The sequence below is a fragment of the Streptomyces sp. NPDC102514 genome (genome assembly GCF_055584525.1).
The window spans coordinates 603,854-629,604 of sequence record NZ_JBVJLW010000004.1 but is presented as its reverse complement, the minus strand read 5'-3'; the positions used below and the strand labels follow the sequence as shown (position 1 = coordinate 629,604).

At 69.4% G+C, this 25,751-nt stretch carries 18 protein-coding genes; 6 read left to right on the top strand and 12 right to left on the bottom strand.

Going from position 1 to position 25,751, the window contains the following annotated elements; genetic code table 11:
• Positions 1-225: 225 nt before the first annotated feature.
• Complete coding sequence (locus ACZ60E_RS14165) at positions 226-3,429, top strand: type ISP restriction/modification enzyme (protein ID WP_469440363.1); 3,204 nt, start codon at positions 226-228, stop codon at positions 3,427-3,429.
• A gap of 244 nt (positions 3,430-3,673) precedes the next feature.
• Positions 3,674-5,602 (top strand): ATP-dependent nuclease, encoded by a 1,929-nt coding sequence (locus ACZ60E_RS14160; RefSeq protein ID WP_469440360.1) that lies wholly within the window; start codon positions 3,674-3,676, stop codon positions 5,600-5,602.
• A 308-nt stretch (positions 5,603-5,910) separates the two neighbouring features.
• On the opposite strand, the gene ACZ60E_RS14155 is transcribed toward ACZ60E_RS14160, so the two are convergent.
• From ACZ60E_RS14155 to ACZ60E_RS14140, 4 genes are all read right to left on the bottom strand, one after another.
• The gene (locus ACZ60E_RS14155; RefSeq protein WP_469440358.1) at positions 5,911-7,125 is read right to left on the bottom strand and encodes a serine hydrolase domain-containing protein; all 1,215 of its coding nucleotides are present in this window, start codon (positions 7,123-7,125) and stop codon (positions 5,911-5,913) included.
• A gap of 252 nt (positions 7,126-7,377) precedes the next feature.
• Complete coding sequence (locus ACZ60E_RS14150) at positions 7,378-8,367, bottom strand: SMP-30/gluconolactonase/LRE family protein (RefSeq protein WP_469440357.1); 990 nt, start codon at positions 8,365-8,367, stop codon at positions 7,378-7,380.
• A 184-nt stretch (positions 8,368-8,551) separates the two neighbouring features.
• A complete protein-coding gene (locus tag ACZ60E_RS14145; RefSeq protein WP_469440354.1) occupies positions 8,552-9,334 on the bottom strand; it encodes a TIGR03943 family putative permease subunit in 783 nt (260 codons plus the stop codon).
• The gene (locus ACZ60E_RS14140) at positions 9,331-10,329 is read right to left on the bottom strand and encodes a permease (RefSeq protein ID WP_384815312.1); all 999 of its coding nucleotides are present in this window, start codon (positions 10,327-10,329) and stop codon (positions 9,331-9,333) included. The genes ACZ60E_RS14145 and ACZ60E_RS14140 overlap by 4 nt, the downstream gene beginning before the upstream one ends.
• A gap of 419 nt (positions 10,330-10,748) precedes the next feature.
• On the opposite strand from ACZ60E_RS14140, the gene ACZ60E_RS14135 reads away from it, so the two are divergent.
• The 3 genes from ACZ60E_RS14135 to ACZ60E_RS14125 all read left to right on the top strand — a co-directional run bounded on the left by ACZ60E_RS14135 (position 10,749) and on the right by ACZ60E_RS14125 (position 15,991).
• Positions 10,749-12,800, top strand: a complete 2,052-nt coding sequence (locus ACZ60E_RS14135) for a potassium channel family protein (protein ID WP_469440352.1) — start codon at positions 10,749-10,751, stop codon at positions 12,798-12,800.
• A gap of 381 nt (positions 12,801-13,181) precedes the next feature.
• Positions 13,182-15,080: a S9 family peptidase gene (locus ACZ60E_RS14130; RefSeq protein WP_469440349.1), complete on the top strand. Its 1,899-nt coding sequence runs from the start codon at positions 13,182-13,184 to the stop codon at positions 15,078-15,080.
• Between the two features lie 86 nt (positions 15,081-15,166).
• Positions 15,167-15,991 carry an SURF1 family protein gene (locus ACZ60E_RS14125; protein ID WP_469440347.1) on the top strand — a complete coding sequence of 275 codons (825 nt, stop codon included), beginning with the start codon at positions 15,167-15,169 and terminating at the stop codon, positions 15,989-15,991.
• 73 nt (positions 15,992-16,064) lie between these two features.
• Here ACZ60E_RS14125 and ACZ60E_RS14120 read toward each other — a convergent pair whose 3' ends face one another.
• The 7 genes from ACZ60E_RS14120 to ACZ60E_RS14090 form a co-directional block, all read right to left on the bottom strand.
• Positions 16,065-17,573, bottom strand: coding sequence for a hypothetical protein (locus ACZ60E_RS14120; protein ID WP_469440345.1), 1,509 nt, complete (start codon positions 17,571-17,573; stop codon positions 16,065-16,067).
• Complete coding sequence (locus tag ACZ60E_RS14115; protein ID WP_469440343.1) at positions 17,570-18,238, bottom strand: SigE family RNA polymerase sigma factor; 669 nt, start codon at positions 18,236-18,238, stop codon at positions 17,570-17,572. The genes ACZ60E_RS14120 and ACZ60E_RS14115 overlap by 4 nt, the downstream gene beginning before the upstream one ends.
• Positions 18,239-18,597: 359 nt before the next feature.
• Complete coding sequence (locus ACZ60E_RS14110) at positions 18,598-19,647, bottom strand: aspartate-semialdehyde dehydrogenase (RefSeq protein ID WP_384815298.1); 1,050 nt, start codon at positions 19,645-19,647, stop codon at positions 18,598-18,600.
• A gap of 28 nt (positions 19,648-19,675) precedes the next feature.
• Complete coding sequence (locus ACZ60E_RS14105) at positions 19,676-20,950, bottom strand: aspartate kinase (RefSeq protein ID WP_384815302.1); 1,275 nt, start codon at positions 20,948-20,950, stop codon at positions 19,676-19,678.
• 355 nt (positions 20,951-21,305) lie between these two features.
• The gene (locus ACZ60E_RS14100; RefSeq protein ID WP_384815305.1) at positions 21,306-21,965 is read right to left on the bottom strand and encodes a DUF5063 domain-containing protein; all 660 of its coding nucleotides are present in this window, start codon (positions 21,963-21,965) and stop codon (positions 21,306-21,308) included.
• A 47-nt stretch (positions 21,966-22,012) separates the two neighbouring features.
• Positions 22,013-22,612, bottom strand: a complete 600-nt coding sequence (gene recR, locus ACZ60E_RS14095; protein ID WP_107018120.1) for a recombination mediator RecR — start codon at positions 22,610-22,612, stop codon at positions 22,013-22,015.
• A 110-nt stretch (positions 22,613-22,722) separates the two neighbouring features.
• Entirely contained in the window at positions 22,723-23,067 is a 345-nt protein-coding gene (locus ACZ60E_RS14090; RefSeq protein WP_107018119.1) for a YbaB/EbfC family nucleoid-associated protein, read from the bottom strand.
• A gap of 316 nt (positions 23,068-23,383) precedes the next feature.
• On the opposite strand from ACZ60E_RS14090, the gene ACZ60E_RS14085 reads away from it, so the two are divergent.
• Positions 23,384-24,115, top strand: a complete 732-nt coding sequence (locus tag ACZ60E_RS14085; protein ID WP_384815309.1) for an SLATT domain-containing protein — start codon at positions 23,384-23,386, stop codon at positions 24,113-24,115.
• A 171-nt stretch (positions 24,116-24,286) separates the two neighbouring features.
• Here ACZ60E_RS14085 and ACZ60E_RS14080 read toward each other — a convergent pair whose 3' ends face one another.
• Positions 24,287-25,717, bottom strand: a complete 1,431-nt coding sequence (locus ACZ60E_RS14080) for a M20/M25/M40 family metallo-hydrolase (protein ID WP_469440338.1) — start codon at positions 25,715-25,717, stop codon at positions 24,287-24,289.
• Between the last annotated feature and the right edge of the window lie 34 nt (positions 25,718-25,751).

Here is a 25,751-nt window from a genome sequence, read left to right as displayed (position 1 = left end):
TAGCGCGATCACCGTGCGTGTGCACTGCCATGGGGGTGGGCGTTGCCGCGAAGGGACATCGGAGCAGGGAATAGAGCCACCGGGTCGGTTGCCGATCTCGTCGCCCGGTTCGGGCAAGAGGTCAGGGCCAAGCTTCAGGGACCCGCTGGGGCGGATAGCGGGAAGGAGGAGAGCCTCACCGCACCCGTGGAGCAACTACTGCGTGGTATGGCCAGTCGGCAGCACATGAGACTGATCGCCCATGGCCAGAGCAGCGTCAAACGACTCGGCGTGCGGCCAGACTTCGCCATCAGCACCGGCGGAAGGACCATCGGGCACGTCGAGTTGAAGCGACCTGACAGGGGTATCGACCCGCAGAAGTGGTCCGCGAAGAGTCACAACCGGGAGCAGTGGGAGAAACTTAAGGCCCTTCCCAATGTCCTGTATTCAAATGGCTACGAATGGATTGTGTACCGTTTCGGCGTGCAAATCGGCCCGACCGGGCACCTGGTGGGAGACCTGCTAAGCGGCAGTCGGCAACTCGCCCCAGCGGACGACGGATTCGAGCGGGCCATCGCCCTCTTCCTTGCTCCGGAGCCCCTGACCGTCGGCAGCATCGGTGAACTGGTCAAGCGCATCGCCAGAATCTGCGCCGTCCTGCGGGACGAGGTCACTGAACGTCTCACCCGTGAGGAACACGGAGAGGCCGACGCCGCGTTCTCCATTCTCGCGGGCAACTGGAAAGATCTGCTCTTCCCGGACGCCCTGCCGGCTGAGTTCGCCGACCATTACAGCCAGACGCTCACCTTCGCGATCTTGCTGGCCCGCCTTGAGGGTATCGACATGGAGAAGCTCTCCTTACCCGACGTCGCAGGCAAGTTGGGAAAACGTCATTCCCTGATGGGCAAAGCTCTCTCGGTGCTGACCGACGAAGCCCTCGACGATCTCCGCGGAGTCATCGACACGCTGATCGACGTCATCTCCGCAGTCGACCCGGAGATGTTCAAGGACGGCAGCGGGGACGCTTACCTCCACTTCTACGAGGGGTTCCTGAGCGCCTACGACCCGGAGTTGCGACGACGTACGGGGACGTACTACACGCCCAGCGAGGCTGTCCGTTTCATGGTCCAGTTCACCGACGAGGTGCTCCGTGACCGGCTCGGCCAGGAGGACGGGTTCGGCAGTGAGGACGTCACCGTGGTCGATCCCGCCATGGGCACCGGAACCTTTCTCATCAACATCGTCGACCACGTCGCCAAGGACCTGGCACTGAAGCACCGCGACACCCTTAAGAGCGGACTCCTCCGCGAACTCGCGGGCCGTCTCATCGGTCTGGAGAAGCAGACCGGACCGTACGCGGTGGCCGAACTTCGCGTACATCACGCCTTCAAGGCCCATCAGACCGACATCACCGGTTACGCGCCAAGACTGCTGGTGGCCGACACGTTGGACGACCCGGCCGTCGAACACCACCTGGGTCTGATGTACGAGGCGATCGCCCGACACCGCCGACTGGCCAACAAGGTCAAGGCGGAGGAGAAAGTCATGGTGGTCATCGGCAACCCGCCGTACCTGCGCGGTGCCAAGCAGTCGGGGGTCGGACGCTGGGTCACCGAGGGGAATCCGAACGACCGGGGGGCGATCCTGGCGCGCTTCCACCCCGAGGACAACGGGCGTATCGGATACGCCCTGGACAATCTCTACGTGTACTTCTGGGCATGGTCGACCTGGAAAGTCTTCGACCAGGTGACGGTCTCGGGTGCGCCGGAAGCGCCCAATGGGATCGTCGCCCTCATCACCAACTCCGGGTTCCTGGACAGTGCGGGCGCCGCCGGTATGCGGCGCTACCTGCGCGAGGCGGCCGACGAAGGCTGGATCATCGGGCTCTCTCCCGAAGGCCCCTACTCCGACCCCCGCACGCGTGTCTTCCAGGACGTGAAACGCGAGGTCTGCATCGCGGTCTTCGTCCGTCGAGGATCCCCCGACCCGGAGCATCCTGCGCGCGTGTGGCGACTCGACGTACCCGCCGGAACCAGAGAAGCAAAGTTCGGCTGGCTCGACGGACTCAGCATCGACGGACACCAGGCCGGTGACGGAACACCATGGCGACTCTGTTCCTCGGGGTGGACCACCCCCTTTCAGGCTGTAGCCGCCTCTGAGTGGACAGCGATGCCCACTGTGGATGCCCTGTTGCCCTGGACGTGTTCCGGCAACAAGAACAATCGAAGTTGGCCGGTCTCGCCAAGTAAGACCATTCTGCAAGAACGCTGGCGGACACTCGTTCAAGCTCCGAAATCAGCCAAAGAGAACTTACTGAAGAGTACTCGTGACCGCCGTCCGGATAAGCCAGAACAGCCACTGCCGGGACACGAATGGCGGGGCACTCTTGCCGAAGAGACTGAGCGGACACCGGTCCTCGCTCCGTACGGCAGGATGACATTCGATCGACAGTGGATCATTGCGGACCGGCGCGTGATCGACTTTCCGCGACCTGCCTTATGGTTCGCCCACAGTGACCGTCAGATCTATCTGTCCGAACTGCACTCGGAGTCGGGGCGGACAGGGCCGGCTGTGGGATTCACAGCCCTCATACCCGACATGCACCACTTCAAAGGCACAGAAGGCGGCCGAGTCGCGCCGCTCTATCGTCACGCGGAACTGGCAGAGGCGAATGTGACGCCCGGGCTGCTGAAGGCACTGTCGCAAACCCATGGTGCAACGGTTACGGCAGAGGACCTATTCGCATACATCGCAGGCATAGCCGGCCACAGCGGCTACACCCGCCGTTTCGCGGAGCACCTGACCACCCGTGGCGCGCACATCCCGCTGACTCGGGACCCCGGCCTGTGGACGGAGGTAGCTGAGGCCGGCCGCCGTACGGTGTGGATACACACTTACGGCCAGCGTTTCGCGTCGCCACAGCACGGCCGCCCGTCAGGACAGACCCCGAGACTTCCTGTAGCGGAACAACCCATCTGCACCGTCCCCATCGGCGAGGACGGCAGCGGGGTGCCCGACAGTATCTCCTACGACGCGAAGACGCGCACCCTCACGGTCGGAGCCGGCTCCATCGGACCTGTGGCGCCAGAGGTCTGGGACTACCGAATCGGCGGCGTACAGGTGATCCGTAAATGGTTCGGCTTCCGCAAGCACAAACCCGACGTCGAGTGGCAGAGCCCGTTGAACGACATTCTGCCCCCAACATGGCCAGCACGATGGACCGTTGATCTATTGGATCTCATCAACGCGCTTGCCCTTCTGATAGCGCTCGAACCCGAACAGGCCAGGCTCCTGGACGTCGTGAGCGCGGGCCCGCTCATCACCACTCACGATCTCCAGGAGCAGGGCGTCCTACCAGTCCCGTCCTACGCAGCCAAGGAACCGAAAGCACCGCGAGTATCGCGTCGCACCCCGGGTACCAACCAGGGCACCTTCGATTTCCCAAGCTGAGCCGGGTTCAAGCGCAGGCGTAGTCCTCGGCATCCAACTCTCCACCGAGGGCTATTTCCACCCGCCTCAACACCCCCAGACCACACCTGAAATCCGATATCAGTTCGTCAAATTGACGTGCGATCAATCCGCGTGCCTGAAATTCACCTATCAGGAAAAATTCCTGAAATTTGATCGACCAAACCGCTAACGTCGCGGTCATCACATAAGGGATCAGTTACCCCTTCCGCACCACACATTCAGGATGACCGTGAAGATCAGGCGAGTACGCATCGAGAACTTCTGCTGTCTACACAAAGTGGACGTCTCCTTCGAGGAGATAACGTCCTTCATCGGCCCGACCGGTGTCGGCAAGTCCACGGTGCTGCGCGCGCTCGACTGGTTCTTCAACGGCGAAAAGTCTCTTGCACTCAGCTCCGACGACGTCCACTCCGCGGCCGAGGGCGACCGCATCTCCGTGGAGGTCGAGTTCGACAGGCTCACCGACCACGACCGCGAGACTCTCGGACGCTACGCGCCCGACGGCTCCGAGAGCGTGAGCATCTGGCGCACCTGGCAGGACGGCGAGGACAAGATCACGGGCAAAGCGCTCGCGTATGCACCCTTCGAGGAGGTGCGCACACACAAGAAAGCGACACCACTACGGGCCGCGTACAAAGAGCTTATGGAAAACGACCCGGGCCTGGGACTACCGAACGCCGGGAGCGCAACTGCGGCGGAGGAGGCGATGCGAAACTGGGAGCTGGCCAACCGCGATCGACTCACTGAGTCCGAGATCGAGGACACACACTTCTTCGGCTTCGCGGGCCAAAGCGTTCTCGCCCAGCTGATCGACTTCGTGTTCGTCTCGGCCGACCTCCGTGCGTACGAGGAGGCGGACGACCAGAAGGCGACGGCACTCGGCCGCATCCTCGACCACGTGGTAGACCGCGCCGAGGCCAACGAGCAGCTGAACGAGATCGAGGAAAGCGCACACCAGGCGCGCCAGGAGGTCCATGGCAAGGTCTACGGACCCCTACTCAGCGACATCTCCGTTGCTCTCTCTTCGGAAGTCGCCAAGTTCACCACGGGACGCGAGGTGGTGGTGACCCCGACCGTGCAGGCGCCGAGGCCGGCTCGTACCGCGTTCCAGGTGAGTATTCGGGACGGTGCCGCCGAGACCTCGGTCTATCGGCAGGGGCACGGTTTCCAGCGGGCGCTCATCATCGCCGCGTTGAAGTACCTGTCCGATTGCAGGCGACCGGAAGACGGCACGCGAACCCTATGCTTGGCGATCGAGGAGCCCGAGCTCTTCCAGCATCCGCCGCAAGCGCGGACGTTTGCGAAGGTGCTGCGCGAACTGGTGGCCACTTCTCCGGAAGGGCGCACCCAGGTCATGTTCGCCACACACAGTCCCGTGTTCATCGATCCGAGCGGTTACCACCAGATCCGCCGGCTGTGCCGCGCCGTCGATGAGGAGCATCCCGTCACCGAGGTCTGGCAAGCGTCCGAGGACGACCTGTGCCGGGCACTCGACGGCCTGGTCGACGCCAGCACGATCAGACGCCGTACCGTCGGCAGGCTGACCGGCTCGTTCTCGGAGGGATTCTTCGCCCACGCAGTGGTGTTGGTAGAGGGGACCGGGGACGAGGCCGTGCTCACCGGGTGCGCGGAGCGGATGGGCGTCAGTCTCGGCGCCGAGGGGATCAGCATTGTCGCGGTGAACGGCAAGGACAACCTGTTGATCTCCCACGCAATCTTCAGCGCCGTGGGCGTGCAATGCCACGTGCTCTTCGACGGTGATGCCCGCAATGAGGAGACCAAGCGGGAGCAGACACAGAAGCTCCTCCCCGAGCAGCGCAAGAAGGAGGAACTGAACATCGAACGTGAGGCGCAACAGACCCGTAATAAGAACGCGGATCTCCTCCGATACCTGGGCGCTTCACCCGCACCACAGCCCGCGGACGAGTCCGCTTCCCGGTACACGGTCTTCGAGAACAACCTGGAGATCTACCTCGCGGAGTACTGGCCAGCCTGGCACGCACGCAGGCAGGAACTGATCGACGCAGGCGAGGGCGTCGGGGACAAGAATGCGGCGACGTATCTGGAGGCGACCCGCACCGCCACAACGGATCCGCCGTTCCTCCTTCACGCCTTGCTCGAGAACGTGCGGGCCTTGGCCGGGCATCGCTGACGGTTTCGGCGTAGGACACACCACGTCTCCGCCGTGCCGACGTCAGGGCTGAGTGGCCACCCTTGGGAGCCATCTGGGAGCCAACCCGCTCCCCAACCCCCTTCGAGCCCACCCGAGACCACGGCAGCCCGACGCTGTGAACAGGGCAAACGCCATCGGCGCTGGCAAGATCAGTAACCGAGCCTCATTCGGGACGAAGAGGTCGTGGGTTCAAATCCCGCCACCCCGACAGCCACAACAGCAGGTGAGGCACCTACGGATCTCCGTAGGTGCCTCACCTGTTTCTGCGTGTGCGTCCAGTTGTGTGTCTAGCCGGCGGACGCGGACTGGGGCGCGGTGGCCGAGCCGTCATAGATGTTCTTCGGGGTGGCGACCGTGGTGATCGCGCGGGCGAGCAGGGTGGACGGCTCCTGGCCCGCGCTCAGGATGTCGGTGTTCATCATGACGACCAGGGTGGCCTTCTCCGAGGGCAGGTAGACCGTCACGGTCTCGTAGCCCGGGATGGAGCCGTTGTGGCCGATCCAGCCGTGGGTGTTGAGGATGCCGAGACCGTAGGTGGTGCCGGGGATGCCGGTGGGCAGCGTGTTGAGCCGCTGCTTCTGCGTCTCGGGGCTGAGCAGCTGACCGGTGGCGACGGACCTGGCCCAGATCCGCAGGTCGTGCAGGTTCGAGATCATCGCCCCCGCCGCCCAGGCCCAGCTGGGGTTCCAGTCCGTCGCGTCCGCGACCTCACCGCTCAGTGTCTGGTCGGTGTAGCCGCGCGGGTGCGGCTGCGGGAACTCGTTGCCCTGCGGGAACAGCGTGTGGCGCAGGTGTGCCGGGCGCAGCACGCGGTGGTGGATGAAGTCGGCGAGGGGGCGACCGCTCACCTTTTCGATCACCATGCCCAGCAGGACGAGGTTGGAGTTGGAGTACTGGAACTTCGCGCCCGGGGCGAAGGTGTTGCGGTGCTTGAAGCCGTACGCGAGGGACTGGCGCGGGGTGAACGTGCGCTGCGGGTCGCTCAGGAGGTCCTGTACGAAGCCGGGGTCCTCGGTGTAGGGGAACAGGCCGCTGCGCATCTCCGCGAGGTGGCGCAGCGTGATGCGGTGGCCGTTGGGCACGCCCTTGACGTAGGCGGAGATCGGGTCGTCCAGCCCGGCCCGGCCCTCGTCCACGAGCTCCAGCAGCGCGGTGACGGTGAACGTCTTGGTCTCGCTGCCGATCCGGACGAAGGAGTCGGCGGCCATCGGCTCGCCGGTCCTGGTGTCGGCAACGCCCATGGAACGGACGTAACACCCCTTGCCCGGCATCCACAGACCGACGACGGCCCCGGGGATGTCCGCCTTCCTCCCGACCTCGTCCATGGCCTTGTCGAGCCGGGACGTGAGCTTGCGCCCCAGGCTGTTCGGGCAGTCGCCCTTGTCGGGGTGAACGGCGGTCGGCCGCTGCTCCGCCACGGCGGGATGATCCGCCGTCGGCGCCCACAAGGAGGCGGCGAGCAGGGCTGCGCAGAGGGTACTGCGGGCGGTGGAACGTCTCATTCGAGGGCGCCTCTTCCAGACGGGGGGTGGACGTCACGAACATCACCACCTCGGCCCGCGCCGCAGGTCCGACCGCTCGCCCCCATGTCGGGGAGTCCACTCGTTCGGCGCCACCGCATGCCACGCACCATCAAAATCAAGAGTTACGAGCGGTATCGAGCGTTACGAGTGGTACTGGAAGTTCCCGGAACCGGCCGAGCCGGCTCGGGGCCACACCCTCCGCTGACGCGACCGGTCGTCCCCGCGGCTCGTCTAGATCGGGACCGCCACCCCCGTGAACGTCGTCTCCGGGGTCTGGGGGGTCGTGAAGCGGGCGTTTACCAGGTACAGGCGGTTGGCGAAGCGGGCCGCTGTGGTGGGGACGTCGAAGCGGGGGTCCGTGATCGTGCCGGTCAGGGTGGCCCGGGTCGAGGAGCGGTTCAGGTGGAACACGCTGATCACGTTCAGGCGGTTCTGGACCACGTACAGCGTGCGGCCGATGCGGTAGAGGCCGTCGCCGTTCACGACGTCCGGCGCGCCGATCAGGGTGATGCGTGTGGCATGGCCTGTAGCGACATTCACCTTGTACAGCTCGCCCGGGGTGCTCTTGACCACGATCAGGGCTCGGCCTTCGGCGGTCCCTACGACACCGTTGGCGTTGTTGACGTCCGGGAGTTGGACCCAGTCGCCGACGAGGGGCAGGGTGCGTACGGCTCCGGAGCCGCCCCTCGGGACCCCGTACAGCGCCGCCGCGCGGGAGTCCGTGAACCACGCCCTGTCGCCCAGCAACGTCACGTCATTGATGAAGTGGCCCGTCGCCTCGCTCAGTTGGTGTGTTGCCACCACACTGCCCGTGCGGGAGTCGTGTGTACGGGCAACTCCCGTGTTGCCCGCCACGTACAACAGGCCGTCGTGGTCGAGTTTCAGGCCCACCGCCACCAGGCCCGTGCCGCCCGCGAAAAGGGTTTCACCCACGCCCGTACGCAGGTCGGTGCGGTGGATCGCGCCGTTCGCGCGTGAGCCCATGTACGCGTACGGCTCTCTGCCGATGGCTATCCCTTCGGGGAGGAAGCCGTTGGGGAGGGGGAACTCCGTCGGCCACCTCGGCGAGGACCTCCTCGCGTCGGCTGCGGTCGCCGTGCCTGTGCCGGTCGCCGCCGCTAACGCCGTGAGCGCCGCGCCGCCCAGGAGCGTTCGCCTGGAGGGGGTCGTTCCGTCGCGGGGCTCAGTCGCCTTGCGGGTCGTGCGCGTCTCGTGTGGCATCGTTCCGGGCCTCCTTGGAGGGCTGAGAACTGCAACTCCGGGTATGTACGCGGCCGTTCCTTGCGAGGTCGGCCGCGCCGCTCGTTCATCCTGGCCCAACACCGGCGCTCCTCCCCCTCGCGTACCTGGTATCGACAGGGGATCGACAGCTTGGCCCGCGCAAGTGGATCGAGTACGCGGCGGCTCAGCCGTTCCAGCTCTCGTCGTACGGGTCCCGGGGGGCCTTGATCGGCTTGGTCTCCGTGACGTCCAGGAACGGGACGACCCCTTCGTTCACCGGGTCCTTCGTCCGCTTCCCGGTGTACGTGCCCGTGACCTCCAGCCAGGTGTCCGGGCGCAGGACCGTGGGCGTGTGGCCTGTCAGGCCTATCTTCACCGGCTGGGCGTCCGCCGCGCAGCAACTGAGCGCCATCCGCACCAGGTAGGGCGTGCCGTCGCTGCCCATCGCCAGGAAGCCCGCCGTCTTGATCCGGCGGTTGTCGAGCGAACGGCCGTGGTCGTACGCGGCCCGGCCCGCGTAGTCGACGAGGCTCAGGCGGACGGTGTCCCCCTTCGGCAGGTCGGCGAACCCCCACGGCTGCTTCTGCAGTGCCGTCCCCGTGCGCATCGCGCTGTACGAACCGAGCGCCGGCGGGGCCACCAGGACGAGCGCCAGGAGGGGGAGGGTCATCAGCCACGCGATGCCGGGTTCCCGGTGAGCGTGAGGGTGGGGGTGGGGGCGGGGGCGGGGATCTGATTCGAGGTCGGGGTCGGAGTCGGGGTCGGGGTGGGCGTCCGTCCGGGGTCGGCGTTCGCGGCGGTCGTACCAGATCGTCGCGATCGCCGTCGCTATCAGGACCACCCCCGCCGCCAGCAGCAACGGCCTCAACCCCGCCTTGACGTACCGCAGGTAGAGGTCGGTGAGGCCCGCGTGCAGGATCGCTCCGCCGGTGAGGAAGAGCACCGCTGCCTGTGCCTGGCGGTTCACAGGAGCACCGCCCCGACCAGGGACGACACCAGGACGGCCAGCACGAAGGTGGCGGGCGCGAAGCGCAGGGCGAAACCTCGGCCGAACGTCGCCGTCTGCATCGCGAAGAGTTTCAGGTCGATCATCGGGCCGACGACCAGGAAGGCCAGCCGGGCCGTCAGGGAGAACTGGGTGAGGGACGCGGCCACGAAGGCGTCCGCCTCGGAGCAGATGGACAGGAGTACGGCCAGGACCGCCAGGGCGAGGATCGACACCAGCATGTTGTCGGCGGCGTACCCGAGCCAGTCCGCCGGGACCACCGCCTTGAGCGTCGCCGCGGCCATCGCGCCGACCACCAGGAACCCTCCCGCGTGCATCACGTCGTGCCGTACCGACCCCCAGAACGCCGCCCCCTTGCCCTGGCCCTCCCAGGAGGGGCGCTCGGGCGGGCGCAGCCAGTCCGCGCGGCCCAGCCGGTGCCAGAGCCAGCCCATCGCGCAGGCCACCAGCAGGCTCGCCACGAAACGCGCCAGGACCATCTCCGGCTCGCCCGGGAACGCGACCGCGGTCGCCGTCAGCACGATCGGGTTGATCGCGGGCGCCGACAGCAGGAACGCCAGCGCCGCCGCGGGCGTGACACCTCTGCGCACCAGCGCCCCGGCCACCGGTACGGACGCGCACTCGCAGCCCGGCAGCACCGCTCCGGCCATGCCCGCGACCGGTACCGCGAGGGCCGGCCGCTTCGGCAGCGCGCGGGCGAAGAACGACGGCGGCACGAACACCGCGATGACCGCCGACAGCATCACGCCGAGCACCAGGAAGGGCAGCGCCTGCACGATCACCGCGACGAACACGGTCATCCAGCTCTGCATCACCGGCGCGGACAGCGCACCGCGGATGGGGTCCTGGAGCACCACGCCCGCGAGCAGCAACATGGTGAGGACGAGGGGCGAGTTGAACTGCCAGCCCTTCGACCCACCGGCGTCGGCCGTCGCTTCGGCCGTCACATCCGTCATCGCTTCGGCCGTCACATCCGCCGTCGCGTCCGCCTTCGCATCCGACTTCGCATCCGACTTCGCGCCGGCCGTCGTGTCGCCCGTCTCGCGGTCCTCAACCCCGGGCACCGCTGCGTTGGTTGTGGTCACGGGAGAGGTACCTCCGGTAGGGAAGGGCTTCGTCGGTGGATCGCCCTCCACCTTCAGTACGCCCGTTCCGGCACAGCTTCTCATCCCGGTACGCGGCCGGTTCCTGAAGGCGGTTCCTGAAGGCGGTCTCTGAAGCCGGTCCCCTCGCGGCAGGCCATCGTGCAACCGCCCGTACTCGTGAGGCACTCTGTGCTCTTGTGGGGAGCCTTCCGAATCAGAGCGGAACGAACGATCGCGGAACGAACGATCGCAGGCCGGACGATCGCGGTGCGGACAACCGCGCCGCGCACATGGTGGTGTGCGGGGACGACGCCCTCGCGCACCGGCTCGCGGCCGAGTTGCGGGGCGTCTACAAGGAGCGGGTGACCCTGGTCGTGCCCTCCGCCGAGCGGACCGTGCGGCCCCCGGTCGTGGGACGGGCCCGCGCCTCGACGCTGCTCGACCGCGTGTCGGCCGCCATGACCCGGGCGGCGGCGGGCAACGGCGTCACCGCCGCAGGCGGAAGCAGCAGCGGTGGTGCCGCTGGCACCTCCGAAGGGCCGCGCGCCGAACAGGTGGTGGAGGCCGCCGTCCTGACCGAGGCCGTGCTCGCCGAAGCCGGGGTCGAGCACGCCCACGCGCTGGCCCTCGTCCATGACGACGACGAGACCAACATCCGCGCGGCCCTCATGGCCCGCCGGCTCAACCCGCGCCTCCGCCTGGTCATACGGCTCTACAACCGCCGTCTCGGCCAGCACATCGAGGCCCTGCTCGACCAGGCGTCCGCCCTGGCCATGGCGGGAATCGGGGAGGCCACGGGCTCGCCCGCGCCCGGTCTCCTCGACGCCTCCACGACCGTACTCTCCGACGCGGACACCGCCGCGCCCGCGCTGGCCGCCACCGCCGTGGCCGGGACCAGCAAGGTCGTACAGACGGACGGGCTGATGCTGCGGGCCGTGGAACGGCAGCCGCCGGGGCCGGGGGAGGTCGCCGACCCCGGGCTGTGCACGCTGGCCCTGCTCTCGGCCACCACCAACGACCCGGCCGGCGCGGACGGTTCGGAGAGCAGCGGCGAGCACGGGCCGCGGCTGCTGCCCGACGAGGCGTCCGTGGCCGCCGCGACCGGCCGCGGCACGATCGTCCTGGAGACCGTGTCGTACTCCGCTCCCCCGCTGCCCGCCCGACGCGGTGTCCTGCCGGGCGGGATGTCCATCGGGCTGCCCCTCGGCAGGCTGTTCTCCCGGCGGCTGCGCTGGTCCTTCGCCGGTCTGGTGGCCTGTGTGGTCGCGCTCGCGGTCGCGTCCATGCTCGTCACGGGCGCCCACCCGCTGCACGCCACCTACCTCACCCTCCTCGACCTCTTCGCGATCAACGATCCCGCGCTCGACGACCCCCTCGGCCGCCAGATCCTCCAACTCCTCTCCGGACTCGTCGGGTTGCTGCTGCTTCCCGTACTCCTCGCCGCCGTCCTGGAGGGCCTCGGTACGTTCCGCAGCGGGACGGCGCTACGCAAGCCGCCCCGGGGGCTCTCCGGTCACGTCGTCCTCCTCGGAGTCGGCAAGATCGGTACGCGGGTCCTCGCGCGCCTTCGCGAACTCCAGATCCCCGTGGTGTGCGTCGAGGCCGACCCCGAGGCGCGCGGGCTCGCGCTGGCGCGCCGGCTGCGCGTGCCCGTCGTCCTCGGTGACGTCACCCAGGAAGGCGTCCTGGAAGCCGCCAAGATCCACCGGGCGCACGCCCTGCTCGCCCTGACCAGCGCCGACACCACGAACCTCGAAGCCGCCCTGTACGCACGGTCGGTACGGCCCGATCTGCGCGTCGTCCTGCGCCTGTACGACGACGACTTCGCCACGGCCGTCTACCGCACCCTGCGCGCCACCCACCCCAACGCGCTCACCCGCAGCCGCAGCGTCTCCCATCTGGCCGCGCCCGCCTTCGCCGGAGCGATGATGGGCCGCCAGATCCTGGGGGCGATCCCCGTGGAACGCCGGGTGCTGCTCTTCGCGGCCCTGGACGTCGCGGGGCATCCGCATCTGGAGGGCCGTACCGTCGCCGAGGCGTTCCGTGCGGGGGCGTGGCGGGTCCTGGCCCTGGACACGGCGGTCCTGGACACCGCAGGTCCGGGCGGTCGCCGCCCCCGTCCGTCGGCCGACCCTGCACCAGCCGCGCCGAACGGCCCCGCGGCCCCGGCCCCGGCTCCGGCCTCGTCGGCTCCGGACCGCCCCTCGGGCCTGGTCTGGGACCTGCCCCCGAACTACGTGCTCGGCTCCGGCGACCGCGTGGTCATCGCCGCCACCCGCCGCGGCCTCGCGGAACTGCTGGGACGCGGCACCCGGGAACGTACGGTCGGCGGTGCCCCTTAGCTCCCCGTGGCCGGACGCCGGAGCTGTGCCCCGTAAGGGGCGCGGGGAACTGCGCGACCAGCCCCCACCGGCCCGCAGGTCACCACCAGCCCGCAGGGAACCACCGGCCCGCAGGTCACCACCGATCCGCAGGCCACCACCGCGCTTCCCGTGGAGCGCCCCGCAGCGCTCCACCAACCGCACCCACCAACCGCACCCACCCGCCGGCAATCACACCTGAACCGCTCCGAACCGCTCCGAACCCCTCCGCACCGCTCAGAACCGCTCTGAACTGCGGTGATTGGGGGATCGGCCGCATCACGGCCCACTCCCGGCGGAGAGTTATCCACAGGCTGAGGGGCCCGTCAGCACGATGTCGTCCTGTGCGTGCAATATGGGGCCATGACTGAGAGCAACGGGGCCACCCCGCAAGAGGGAACCATGCCCGAATGGGAGAAGCGCTTCCGGGCGCCGCGGGTGTCCTTGCCGGACTGGGCGGAGGACGCCCCGCACCGGTCCCTGTTCGTGTCCAACGCGACAGGGACGTACGAGTTGTACGCGTGGGACCGTGAGTCGGGCGCCCAGCGCCAGGTCACGGACCGGCCCAACGGGACGACGGACGGCGTGCTGTCGCCCGACGGCGAGTGGATCTGGTGGTTCGACGACAAGGACGGCGACGAGTTCGGCATCTGGCGCCGGCAGCCCTTCACCGCCGGGGCGGACGGTGAAGGCGGGTCCGGAAACCAGGACGGTTCCGGAAACCAGGGCGGGTCCGGCGGCCAGGGCGGGCCGGCCGGTCCCGACGCACCCGCCGCTCCCGGCCTCGACCCCTCCTACCCCGCCGGACTCGCGCTCGGGCGGGACGGGCGGACGGCGATCGTCGGCAGGTCGACCGACGAGGACGGCTCGACGATCTACGTGAGCCGCACCGGCGAGGACCCCGTCGAGGTCTACCGGCACCGCGAGTCGGCGGGCGTGGGCGACCTCTCGCACGACGGCACGCTGATCGCGGTCGAGCACACCGAGCACGGTGACGCGATGCACTCCGCGCTGCGGGTGCTGAGGATGGACGGTTCGACGGTCTCCGAGCTGGACGACACCAAGGACGGCACGGCCGAGCTGGGCCTTGAGGTACTGGGCTTCGCCCCGGTGGCCGGGGACACACGGCTGCTCGTCGGACACCAGCGGCGCGGGCGCTGGGAGCCGATGGTGTGGGACGTGGTCTCCGGCGAGGAGACGGATCTGGAGCTGACCTCGCAGCTCGACGGCGACCTGAGCGCCGAGTGGTATCCGGACGGCTCCGCCCTGCTCGTCGTCAACAGCTTCGAGGCGCGCAGCGAGCTGTGGCGGTTCGACCTGGCGACCCGCGGGCTGGAGCGGGTGCCGACGCCCAAGGGTTCGGTGTCGGGCGCGACCGCCCGCCCCGACGGCAGCGTGGAGTACCTGTGGTCGTCCTCCGCCGAGGCGCCGGTGGTCCGCTCGACGTCCGGCGAGGTCGTCCTCGATCCGCCCGGTATGAAGGCGCCGCGTTCGGTGCCCGTCGAGGACGTGTGGGTGACGGGGCCCGGCGGCCGTATCCACGCCCTGGTCCAGCGGCCGGCCGGAGCGAGCGGTCCTCTCCCGACCGTCTTCGACATCCACGGCGGCCCGACCTGGCACGACAGCGACTCGTTCGCGGCGGGCCCGGCGGCCTGGGTGGACCACGGGTACATGGTGATCCGGGTCAACTACCGGGGTTCCACGGGATACGGGCGGGAGTGGACGGACGCCCTCAAGCACCGGGTCGGCCTGATCGAGCTGGAGGACATCGAGGCCGTACGGGAGTGGGCGGTCTCGTCCGGGTCCGCCGACCCGGACCGGCTGATCCTGACCGGCGGTTCGTGGGGCGGCTACCTCACCCTTCTCGGTCTGGGTACGCAGCCCGAGGCGTGGGCGCTGGGTATCGCCGCGGTGCCGGTCGCGGACTATGTGACGGCCTACCACGACGAGATGGAGGCCCTGAAGGCGATGGACCGCACGCTGCTCGGCGGCACTCCGGAGGAGGTTCCGGAGCGCTTCGAGGCGTCGTCCCCGCTGACGTACGTCGACGCGGTGAAGGCACCGGTCTACATCTCCGCCGGGGTCAACGACCCGCGCTGCCCGATCCGTCAGGTCGAGAACTACGTGGCCCGCCTGGCCTCGCGGGACGCGGACCACGAGGTGTACCGCTATGACGCGGGGCACGGTTCGCTGGTCGTGGACGAGCGGATCAAGCAGGTCCGGCTGGAGCTGGACTTCGCGGAGCGGCACCTGGGCGGCTGACCGCGCCGGGACCCTCGCGGGGAGGGCCGGGGCCGAGGCACCCCCCTCGGCCGTGCTCTCCGCGGGGGCCCCGTACCTTTGGGGTTGTGTACCGGTTCCTGCTGACGCCCCGCTGGTGGGGGATCAACGTCTTCGTGCTGTTGGCCATCCCCTTCTGCGTGTTCATGGGGTCATGGCAGTTGGGGCGTTTCGAGGACCGCGTCCAGGACCATCGCGACGCAGGCGAACAGGCCTCGGCGGCCAGGACACAGGCGCCCCGGCCGCTCGCCCGGCTGCTGCCCGTGGACAAGAAGACGTCGGGCAAGCAGGCCACGGCGACGGGCCGGTACGGGAAGCAGTTGCTGGTGCCCGGCCGGGAGCTGGACGACAAGCGGGGCTTCTACGTCCTGACGATGCTGCGCACCGACGACGGCAGGGCCCTGCCGGTGGTCCGGGGCTGGCTCGCGGGCGACGCCGACACCGCGAAGGCCCCGGCGGCTCCGGCCGGCGAGGTCACCGTGACTGGCGCGCTCCAGGCGTCGGAGACACCCGGGTCGAACGGCGTGCCCGCGGCCGGCGGGCTCCCCGCCGGGCAGACCGGTGCGATCAGCTCGGCGTCCCTGGTGAACCTCGTGCCGTACACGATGTACGACGCGTGGATCACGCTCGCCGAGGCCGACTCGGGGATGAAGGCCGTCCCCGCCGCGACGCCTTCGGACACGGGCCTGGACCTGAAGGCCTTCCAGAACCTGGGGTACACCGGGGAGTGGTTCGTCTTCGCGGGCTTCGTGGTCTTCATGTGGTTCCGGCTGATGCGGCGCGAGGCGGAGTTCGCGCAGGACGCTGAGCTGGGTCTCGTGGAGGAGACTCCGGCGGAGACCGGCGCCACGAAGGTGACGTCCTCTTCGCCCACCTCGTCCACCACTGCCTGACGCGGCCCGGCGCCGCTACCTGACGCCCGGGCCCGTCGTGGTCATGAACCGTCGTGGTCATGAACCGTAGCGGTCAGGAGCCGGCCAGCACGCCGGTCCGGAAGACCGTGCCGGCACACGCGTTGGACACGGTCGTCGAGGTCGCCGGTGCGCCGCCCGCGGCGACGTAGGTCACGCTGACGCTTCCGTCGACGGTCCCGTCGGCCCTCATGAGCTGTGTCTCCGTGCCGCTCGTGCCCTCCGAGGCCGTACCGCCGCTGGCCCCGGTGGGGTCCTCGGTGGGGGTCGGGTCGGGCGAGGGTTCTCCGCCGCCGCTGCCGCCACTGGTCGGGCAGGTCGACGAGGGCACCCAGGCGAACTTCACGTTGTACGTCCCGCCCGGCGGCAGTACCAGGGAGGAGGCGTAGGTGGACGGGTCGGGCAGTCCGGAGGCGGCGTCGCCCGCCACGTGCAGAGCCGAGAAGATCTGGGACTGGTCCGCGGCGCCCAGTCCGGCCGGCGACACCGAGCCGTCGCCGACGACCGTACAGCTGGCGGTGGAGACGTTGGTGACGGTGAAGGTGCCGTAGACCGCGCCGGTGGCGTCGGGTGCGCCGCCTCCGGCGCCGGCGATGAGCTGCGCCGGTGTGCAGGTCGGCGCGCTCGCGGTGGAGGCCGTGGGCTGGGTGCCGGCGGTACCGCCGTTGCCCCCCTTGCCCTTGCCGGTCTCGTCCTTCTTGTCGCCCTTGCCGGAGCCCTTGGACGAGCCCGAGGAATCGCCGGAGCCGCTTCCCGAGGAGGATTCCTTGCCCTCGTTCGCGCCGCCCTGGGTCGCCGAGGTGGCGCCCGCCATGGACGGGTCGGCGTTGGAGCCCGTGGAGTTCGAGACGTGCAGGAGGGCCGGGACCGCCGTGCCGATGAAGAGCGCGGCGGCGGCCATGCCGACGAGGGCCTGGCGCTTGCGGGCCCGCCGTGCCGGTACCGCGCGCCGCAGATGGTCCAGCGTGCCGTCGGTCGGCTCGATCTCCTCGACGGCCTGGTGCAGCAGCCGCCGCAGGGCCAGTTCGTCGGAGCCGAACACGTCCGGTCCTGCCCCGTCGGCGGCGAGACCGATACCCGGGACATCGGGGATGTCCTGGGCACCAGCGGTGCCGGAACCGTCAGCTCCGGAACCGCCCGAGCCGCTCAAACCGCCCGAGCCGCCCGCGTCACCCAAGTCCCCCGCGTCCCCCGAGGAGTCCTTCGGGGAGTCCTTCGAGAGCAGGGGCGAGATCTTGGTCGGTGCGTCGCCGGAAGCCTTCTCCGGTGTGCTGCCCGCGGCCTCGACCTCGGCCGGGGAGATGCCCGGCGCTTCGTCCGAGTCACCGGGGTCTACAGGTTCGACCTGCTCGGCCGACTCGACCGGCTCGGCCGAGGCGTCCGAGGGACCATCCGGCGAGCGGTCCGACGGGCGGCCTTCCATGTCCGTGTGGCCCGACTCTTCCGGGCCCGAGTTCTCCGAGGGGCCGTGATTCACAGTTCCGTTCCCAGCGTGCTGCTCTTGCTCGTCGTCGCCGAGGCGACCGTGCTCGTCGTGGCGTGCTCGCTCGTCGTGCCCGCTCATGCCGGCGCCTCCATGGCGACGCGCAGCGCGGCGATGCCGCGCGACCCGTACGCCTTCACGGAGCCCAGGGAGACACCGAGGGTCTCGGCGACCTGCGCCTCGGTCATGTCCGCGAAGTACCGCAGGACGAGGACCTCGCGCTGGCGTCTCTGGAGCCCCTTCATCGCCTTGATCAGGGCGTCGCGCTCCAGCTGGTCGTACGCGCCTTCCTCCGCGCTCGCCATGTCGGGCATCGGCTTGGAGAGGAGCTTCAGGCCGAGGATGCGCCGACGCAGCGCGGAGCGCGAGAGGTTGACGACGGTCTGGCGCAGATAGGCGAGCGTCTTCTCCGGGTCGCGCACGCGCTTGCGCGCCGAGTGCACCCGGATGAAGGCCTCCTGGACGACGTCCTCGCACGAGGCGGTGTCGTCGAGGAGGAGCGCCGCGAGGCCGAGGAGCGACCTGTAGTGGGCGCGGTAGGTCTCGGTGAGATGGTCGACGGTCGTGCCGGCCGCCAGTGCCTCGTCAGCGCCTTCACGCTGATTCGGGATGCGGGCCGACCGCGCTGCGGGCATGGGGGCGATCACCGGCATGCCGCCGCCGGACGCGCCGGACGTGCGGGGTCGGCGGGGCGGACGGAGAGCAGTGCCCCGCGTCGCCACAGTGAATTCGAGAACCTCAGCCACGCCAGTTGGACACGCGTACCCCCATCGGGGTTGTACGCGACAGGCATCACGTTTGTGCAGGACCTCATGCCGGACCGTGCGCTAAGTGTCCTCATACGTAAAAGCCCATCCCCTATGCCCCATATGAACGTGGCGTCCGGTCACCCCTGAAGGGCGACCGCAAAGACGCTCCCCGCCCTCCGCGCGGTTGCGGAGAACGGGGAGAAAAATCTTCGAACGCCAGAGGCTTGGCTTCAGTGGTCCGGACCACAGCTTCGAACCCGATCGAACCACAGAAGTCGCACAGATCCTACAAAAGATTCAACTAACGACCGGCGGATTTCCTGTCCCGGGCCGGAGGCGGAGGCTCCCGGCGCAGGTCAGAGCTCCGCCGCCACCAGTTCCGCGATCTGAGCGGTGTTCAGGGCCGCGCCCTTGCGCAGGTTGTCGCCGCAGACGAAGAGCTCCAGCGCCGTCGGGTCGTCGAGGGCCCGGCGTACCCGCCCGACCCAGGTGGGGTCCGTACCGACCACGTCGGCCGGCGTCGGGAACTCCCCCGCCTCGGGATTGTCGAAGAGGACCACCCCGGGCGCCGTGGCGATGATCTCCCGCGCCCTGCCCACCGTCACCTCGCCCTGGAAACGGGCGTGGACGGTCAGGGAGTGCACGGTGACGACCGGCACACGGACGCAGGTGACGGCGACGGGCAGGTTCGGCAGTCCGAGGATCTTGCGGGACTCGTCCCGCACCTTCATCTCCTCCGAGGACCAGCCGTCCTCGCGCACGGTCCCGGCCCACGGCACCACGTTGAGCGCCACCGGCTCCGGGAACGGCCCGGTGTTGTCCCCCACGGCCCGCCGTACGTCACCGGGGGTCGTCCCCAGTTCCGTACCGGCGACGAGCTTCAGCTGCTGCCGCAGGGTGTCGACCCCGCGCTGCCCGGCCCCGCTCACCGCCTGGTACGAGGAGACCACCAGCTCGCGCAGCCCGAACTCGGCGTGCAGCGCGCCCAGCGCCACGATCATCGACAGGGTCGTGCAGTTGGGGTTGGCGATGATGCCGCGCGGCCGGACGCGGGCGGCGTGCGGATTGACCTCGGGCACCACGAGCGGCACCTCGGGGTCCATCCGGAACGCGCCCGAGTTGTCGACCACGACGGCGCCCTTGGCGGCTGCCACCGGCGCCCAGCGCCCGGCCACCTCGTCGGGTACGTCGAACATGGCGACGTCGACCCCGTCGAAGGCCTCCTCCGTCAGGGCCACCACCTCGACCTGCTCGCCGCGCACGGCCAGCTTGCGGCCGGCCGAGCGCGGTGAGGCGATCAGACGGATCTCGCCCCAGATGTCCGCGTGCTGGGACAGGATCTGGAGCATGACCGTGCCGACGGCTCCGGTCGCGCCCACGACCGCGAGCGTCGGCCGCCCGGTCATCGTCGTACGCCTCCGTACGGGGGGACGGTCATCGTCCGGTGCCTCCGTAGACGACGGCCTCGTCGCTGTCGGAGTCGAGCCCGAAGGCGCTGTGCACGGCACGCACGGCTTCGTTGACGTCGTCCTGGCGGGTCACGACCGAGATGCGGATCTCGGAGGTCGAGATCAGCTCGATGTTGACGCCCGCGTCGGACAGTGCCTGGAAGAACGAGGCGGTGACGCCCGGGTTGGTCTTCATGCCCGCGCCGACCAGGGAGATCTTGCCGATCTGGTCGTCGTAGCGCAGCGACTCGAAGCCGATCGCGCTCTTCGCCTTCTCCAGGGCCTCGATGGCCTTGTGGCCCTCGGCCTTGGGGAGGGTGAAGGAGATGTCCGTGAGGCCCGTGGAGGCCGCGGACACGTTCTGCACGATCATGTCGATGTTGATCTCGGCGTCCGCGATCGTCCGGAAGATCACCGCGGCCTCGCCCGGCTTGTCCGGGACGCCGACGACCGTGATCTTGGCTTCGGAGATGTCGTGCGCGACTCCGGAGATGATGGCGTGCTCCACCTGCGCGTCCCCTTGCGGATTCTCGTTGCTGACCCAGGTGCCGCGCAGTCCCGAGAAGGACGAGCGGACGTGGATCGGGATGTTGTATCGGCGTGCGTACTCGACGCAGCGGTGCAGCAGCACCTTGGAGCCCGAGGCGGCGAGCTCCAGCATGTCCTCGGAAGAGATCCAGTCCATCTTCCGGGCCTTCTTCACCACGCGGGGGTCGGCGGTGAACACACCGTCGACGTCCGTGTAGATCTCGCAGACCTCGGCGTCGAGGGCGGCGGCGAGGGCGACGGCCGTGGTGTCGGAACCGCCGCGCCCGAGCGTGGTGATGTCCTTCTTGTCCTGGCTGACGCCCTGGAACCCGGCGACGATCGCGATGTTGCCCTCGTCGAGCGCCGTCCTGATGCGGCCCGGCGTGACATCGATGATGCGCGCTTTGTTGTGGACGGAGTCGGTGATCACGCCTGCCTGGCTGCCGGTGAAGCTCTGGGCCTCGTGGCCCAGGTTCTTGATCGCCATGGCCAGCAGGGCCATCGAGATCCGCTCTCCCGCTGTCAGCAGCATGTCGAACTCACGCCCGGCAGGGATCGGCGATACCTGCTCGGCGAGATCGATCAGCTCGTCCGTCGTGTCACCCATCGCCGACACCACGACAACGACCTGATGGCCGTTCTTCTTGGCGTCGACGATTCGCTTGGCGACACGCTTGATGCCCTCGGCATCGGCTACGGAGGAACCTCCGTACTTCTGCACGACAAGGCCCACGTGCGCTCCTCGCTCAGTCCGTCTCGTACCGCACGACTGCGGTCGGCTCAGTCTAACGAGCGGCCGAATTCCACCCGAGTGATATCGCATCGTGAGATGTCCCGCTCACGTGTTGATCACCCGGTCCGGTCGGGTCCTGTCCCGCGGTCGGCCGGTCGGTCGGCTCCCGCGGTCCGGCCCTCCGGCCGCTCCAGGACCGCATCTGCCCGTCCCGGACGCACCTCACTCGCAAAGTGCCCCTAGTCACACGGTCGGCGCGATATGTCCGGGCGGAAAAGGGGCACGGCGCGAGATCGGGGCGGGCCCGGAGTCGACGACTCCGGGCCCGCCCCGCACACACACGCTCAACCGCGCGTCACTTGACCTCGCGCAGGCCCAGCGGGCCCGCGATCTCCTCCGCCATCACCCGGCCGGCCTCCTCCGCGAGGGCGTCCTCGCTGAGCTCCTGGTCGGTGTCCAGGCCGTCCAGCTCCTGCAGGGGCTGGTTCAGCCGGACGTGCGCCACCAGGGACTGCAGGGCGCGCAGGGTGGCCGAGGCCGTGGAGCCCCAGTTCGAGAAGTACGAGAACTGCCACCACCACATCGCCTCGGTGGTGCGGCCGGCCCGGTAGTGGGCCATGCCGTGCCGCAGATCGGCCATGACATCGGCCAGATCGTCCGAGATACGGGCCGGCACCGGGGGCTTACGGGGCTCGTACGGGTCGAAGACCTCGGAGTAGACGTCGACCGGGTCGAGCATCTCGGCGAGGCGTTCGCGCAGCTCGTCGACGTCCGGCTCGGGGCCCAGATCGGGCTCGTACCGCTCGTCGGGAAGGATGTCCTCGTGCGCGCCGAGACGGCCGCCGGCCAGCAGGAGCTGGGAGACCTCCAGGAGGAGGAAGGGGACGGCCGAGTCCGGCTCGTCGCCTCTCGCGACCTCTGTCACCGCGACGAGGAAACTCTCGATCTGATCCGCGATCTGGACCGAGAAGTCGTCGGGGTCGGGATCGGTCGCGTGCAGCGTGGCGTCAGACATCTAGAAGCCGGCCTTCCTCAAGAACTTCCCGTACATCAACCAGTCGTTCAGACATCCAGCAGCCGCCTTCCCTCGAAGGCGCGTCCCAGGGTGACCTCGTCGGCGTACTCCAGGTCGCCGCCCACCGGCAGCCCGCTGGCGAGCCGGGTGACCTTGAGGCCCATGGGCTTGATCATGCGGGCGAGATAGGTGGCCGTGGCCTCGCCCTCCAGGTTCGGGTCGGTGGCCAGGATCAGTTCCGTGACCGCGCCGTCGGCGAGCCGCGCCAGCAGCTCCCTGATGCGCAGGTCGTCCGGGCCCACACCCTCGATGGGACTGATCGCGCCGCCGAGCACGTGGTACTTGCCCCGGAACTCGCGGGTCCGCTCGACGGCGACCACGTCCTTCGGCTCCTCGACCACGCAGATGACCGAGAGGTCGCGGCGCGGGTCACGGCAGATGTTGCACAGCTCCTCCTGCGCCACGTTCCCGCAGGTGGCGCAGAAGCGGACCTTCGCCTTGACCTCCATGAGGCACTGCGCGAGACGGCGTACGTCCGTCGGCTCCGCCTGGAGGATGTGGAAGGCGATCCGCTGCGCGCTCTTGGGACCGACGCCGGGCAGCCGCCCCAGCTCGTCGATGAGGTCCTGGACCACGCCTTCGTACACGGATTGCCTTCCTGTTCCCACGGACTCGGTACGTACCGTAGTCGCGCTTGCTCTCTTCGTACGTACGGTAGTTGGCGGTCGGCCTTCTTAGAAGGGACCGCCGGGTTGACTTAGAACGGCAGGCCGGGGATGCCGCTGCCGCCGCCGAGCCCCTGGGCCAGCGGGCCGAGCTTCTGCTGCTGGAGCGCCTGGGCGTTCTCGTTGGCCGCCTGGACCGCCGCGACGATCAGATCGGCGAGGGTCTCGGTGTCCTCGGGGTCGACGGCCTTCGGGTCGATGACCAGGCCGCGCAGTTCGCCCGAGCCCGTCACCGTCGCCTTCACCAGGCCGCCGCCCGCCTGACCGTCGACCTCGGTGCGCGCCAGCTCCTCCTGGGCGTTCGCGAGGTCCTGCTGCATCTTCTGGGCCTGCTGGAGCAGCTGCTGCATATTGGGCTGGCCACCACCGGGAATCACGATCAGCTCCTGGTTCGTACGGCTGTGAGTACTGCGGTGAGTACTGCCTTCGGATACGGCTTTCCGGCGTGAATTCCGCCTTGGCACGAGCCTACGTGGTCTACCGGGCCGTCGCTTCGGCACTCTTTCGAGTGAGAGGGCGACTTGGTCTATACCTGATCAGGACCCACATCCGAGCGGAAAAGCCCCGAAAGCAGGACTGTCACCACCCATGGGGCGGTAGTAAGGGTGCGGCGCATCTGCACCACGCGCCACGTCACCGCCATCGCCACCGTCATCATCACCGTCACACAACGTCACAGCGAGGGAGCGTCGGGTGAGCCAGCCGGACATGCAGCCCGAGGGGCCGGCCCAGGGCGGTCGGCGCGACGGTCCCGTGGAACCCGGCGATCTGATGGGGCGGACCTTCCCGCTCGGCGACTGGGGCGAACCGGCCGAGCGGCTGGACGAGCTCTACCGGTGGGTGGAGGCGGGAGCGCTCACCACCACGCACTGGTACCTCGCCGACCGGGTGTGGAAGCGGCGAGGAGCGCGGGCCCTGCGGGCCGGAGCCGCCACGGGGGCCCTCGCCGGGGCCGGACTGCCCCTGCTGGACCTCGCCGGAGTGCTCGGCGGGGGCGCCGCCTGGGGATATCTGGCCCTGCTGGTGGCGGTCGCCTGTGTCGCGGGGGACCGGTTCTTCGGGGTGACGTCCGGGTGGATGCGGGACGTGGCGACCGCGCAGGCCGTGCAGCGGCGGCTGCAGGTGCTCCAGTTCGACTGGGCGTCCGAGTGCGTACGGGAGGTCCTCGGGCCCGCCGAGGGGACGGCCGGGGAGGCCGCCGAGCGGTGCCTTGCCGTGCTGCGGCGGTTCTCCGAGGACGTGGCGGAGCTGGTGCGGGTGGAGACCGCGGACTGGATGGTGGAGTTCCGGACGGGGGTGGCTCCGTTGGCGCTTCAGGGGGGTGGGGGTGGGTCTGCGCGGGATGCCGCGCCGGTCGCTCGGGCGCCCCTGCCGCCGGGCGCGCGGCCGAACATGCCCCGCCAGCGGCCCCCGGAGCCCCGGTAGGGGCGTTCTCCCTCGCCCCCGCCGCCCCTACCCGTCCCGTCACTGTGTCCTCAAACGCCGGACGGGCTGAAAGCGTTTCAGCCCGTCCGGCGTTTGAGGACCGGGGTTTCGGGGGCAGCGCCCCCGAGTCAGTGACGGGACGGGTAGGGGCGGCGGGGGCGAGGACGCGTCCTATGCCTGCGGGGACGGGAACGTCACCGGGCTTCTCAGGCCCGTTCTGTTCACCGCTCTCACGCCGAAGAACACATTGTCCTTGGACAGGTCCACCTCGTGGGACGTCACGTCTCCGACCGGGATCACGTGCGTCCACTCGGCCGCCGTGGTCTCCCGCCACACGACTTCGTACCCCGCGAGGTCCGGCTCGGACCCCCGCGCCCACACCAACTGCGTGGAGTTCGTGAGCGCGGCGGTCAGGATCCGCGCTTCCCGCGGCGCACCCGGCGCCTGCGCCAGCGTCCACAGCGCCGCCGCGTTGACCCGCGCCACCCGAGCGACGAACGGAAAGTCGCAGAACTCCGGCAGATCCCCGTACTGCTTGCCGTCCTCGACCCGCACGTCCTGGTGCTGATGCGCGAAGTCCTCGGCGGGCTCGGTGAAACGGGCCGCCGCGTACCCCTGCTCCAGGAAGGGGATGTGGTCGCCGCCCCGGCGGTAGCGGTCACGCCGGTGGACGACCCGTACCCGCATACCCGTCGCCGGGTTGTCCGCCGTGTCCCGCACGAACCGGGCCAGCTGCCGTGACGGGGAGTCGTTCTCGCCGCCCACCGAACGGCGTACGGCCGCCTGCTCCGGCGTCTCCGCCGTGGGCACGCCCTCCGCGAAGAGCCGGACGGTGTACGGGTCGCTCGTGCCGTCGTCCGCCCTGGACGCCCCCACGATGTCGTTCGTGAACATGGCCTGCACGTCCGTGCCCGCCGCCTTGAGGCCCGACGCCAGGTGCGCGGCCCCGTACAGGCCCTGTTCCTCGCCCGCCACCGCCGCGAAGACGATCGTGGAGGCCGGGCGGCGCCTCGCCATGACCCGGGCCAGTTCCATCGCCACGGCCACGCCCGAGGCGTCGTCGTCCGCGCCCGGGGCGTCCGAGGTGGCGTCCATGACGTCGGTGACGCGGGAGTCGTAGTGCCCCGAGACGACGTACACGCGCTCCGGGGTGACCGAGCCGCGCAGGGTCGCCAGGACGTTGGTGATGCGGGTGGCCGTGGGGATGCGGGGCGCGGGTTCCTGGACGTACGACTGGAGTTCGGCCGTCATGCGGCCGCCGGACGTGGCGGCGTACGACAGCAGCTGCGCCAGGATCCAGTCGCGGGCGGCGCCGATCCCGCGCACCGGGTCGTCCTGGGTGGAGAGCGTGTGCCTGGTTCCGAAGGAGACGAGGGTGCGGACGGTCGCCTCGATGCGGTCGGGGTCGATCTCCCGTAGGAGGGCGCGGAGTTCGCGGGTGGGGGGCTGGGCGGTGGCCGGCGGGCGCGCGCCCGCGTCCGACTCCCCGGCCGCCGACGCCGCAGTCGCCGCAGTCGCCGACGCCGTCGTACCCGCCGTAGCGGCTCCGGCGGCGGCTGTCGCGGCCAGGACGGTTCTTCTGCTCGGGCTCACAGGTCGCATGCAGAGAATGGTTGTGTACGCGTCAATAGCAGGC

Bases quoted from the DNA above. Each gene is read 5' to 3' on its own strand.
- ACZ60E_RS14165 (WP_469440363.1), top strand. From the start codon at position 226: ATGAGACTGATCGCCCATGGCCAGAGCAGCGTCAAACGACTCGGCGTG.
- ACZ60E_RS14160 (WP_469440360.1), top strand. From the start codon at position 3,674: ATGACCGTGAAGATCAGGCGAGTACGCATCGAGAACTTCTGCTGTCTA.
- ACZ60E_RS14155 (WP_469440358.1), bottom strand. From the start codon at position 7,125: ATGAGACGTTCCACCGCCCGCAGTACCCTCTGCGCAGCCCTGCTCGCC.
- ACZ60E_RS14150 (WP_469440357.1), bottom strand. From the start codon at position 8,367: ATGCCACACGAGACGCGCACGACCCGCAAGGCGACTGAGCCCCGCGAC.
- ACZ60E_RS14140 (WP_384815312.1), bottom strand. From the start codon at position 10,329: ATGACGGATGTGACGGCCGAAGCGACGGCCGACGCCGGTGGGTCGAAG.
- ACZ60E_RS14135 (WP_469440352.1), top strand. From the start codon at position 10,749: ATGGTGGTGTGCGGGGACGACGCCCTCGCGCACCGGCTCGCGGCCGAG.
- ACZ60E_RS14130 (WP_469440349.1), top strand. From the start codon at position 13,182: ATGACTGAGAGCAACGGGGCCACCCCGCAAGAGGGAACCATGCCCGAA.
- ACZ60E_RS14120 (WP_469440345.1), bottom strand. From the start codon at position 17,573: ATGAGCGGGCACGACGAGCGAGCACGCCACGACGAGCACGGTCGCCTC.
- ACZ60E_RS14110 (WP_384815298.1), bottom strand. From the start codon at position 19,647: ATGACCGGGCGGCCGACGCTCGCGGTCGTGGGCGCGACCGGAGCCGTC.
- ACZ60E_RS14100 (WP_384815305.1), bottom strand. From the start codon at position 21,965: ATGTCTGACGCCACGCTGCACGCGACCGATCCCGACCCCGACGACTTC.
- ACZ60E_RS14080 (WP_469440338.1), bottom strand. From the start codon at position 25,717: ATGCGACCTGTGAGCCCGAGCAGAAGAACCGTCCTGGCCGCGACAGCC.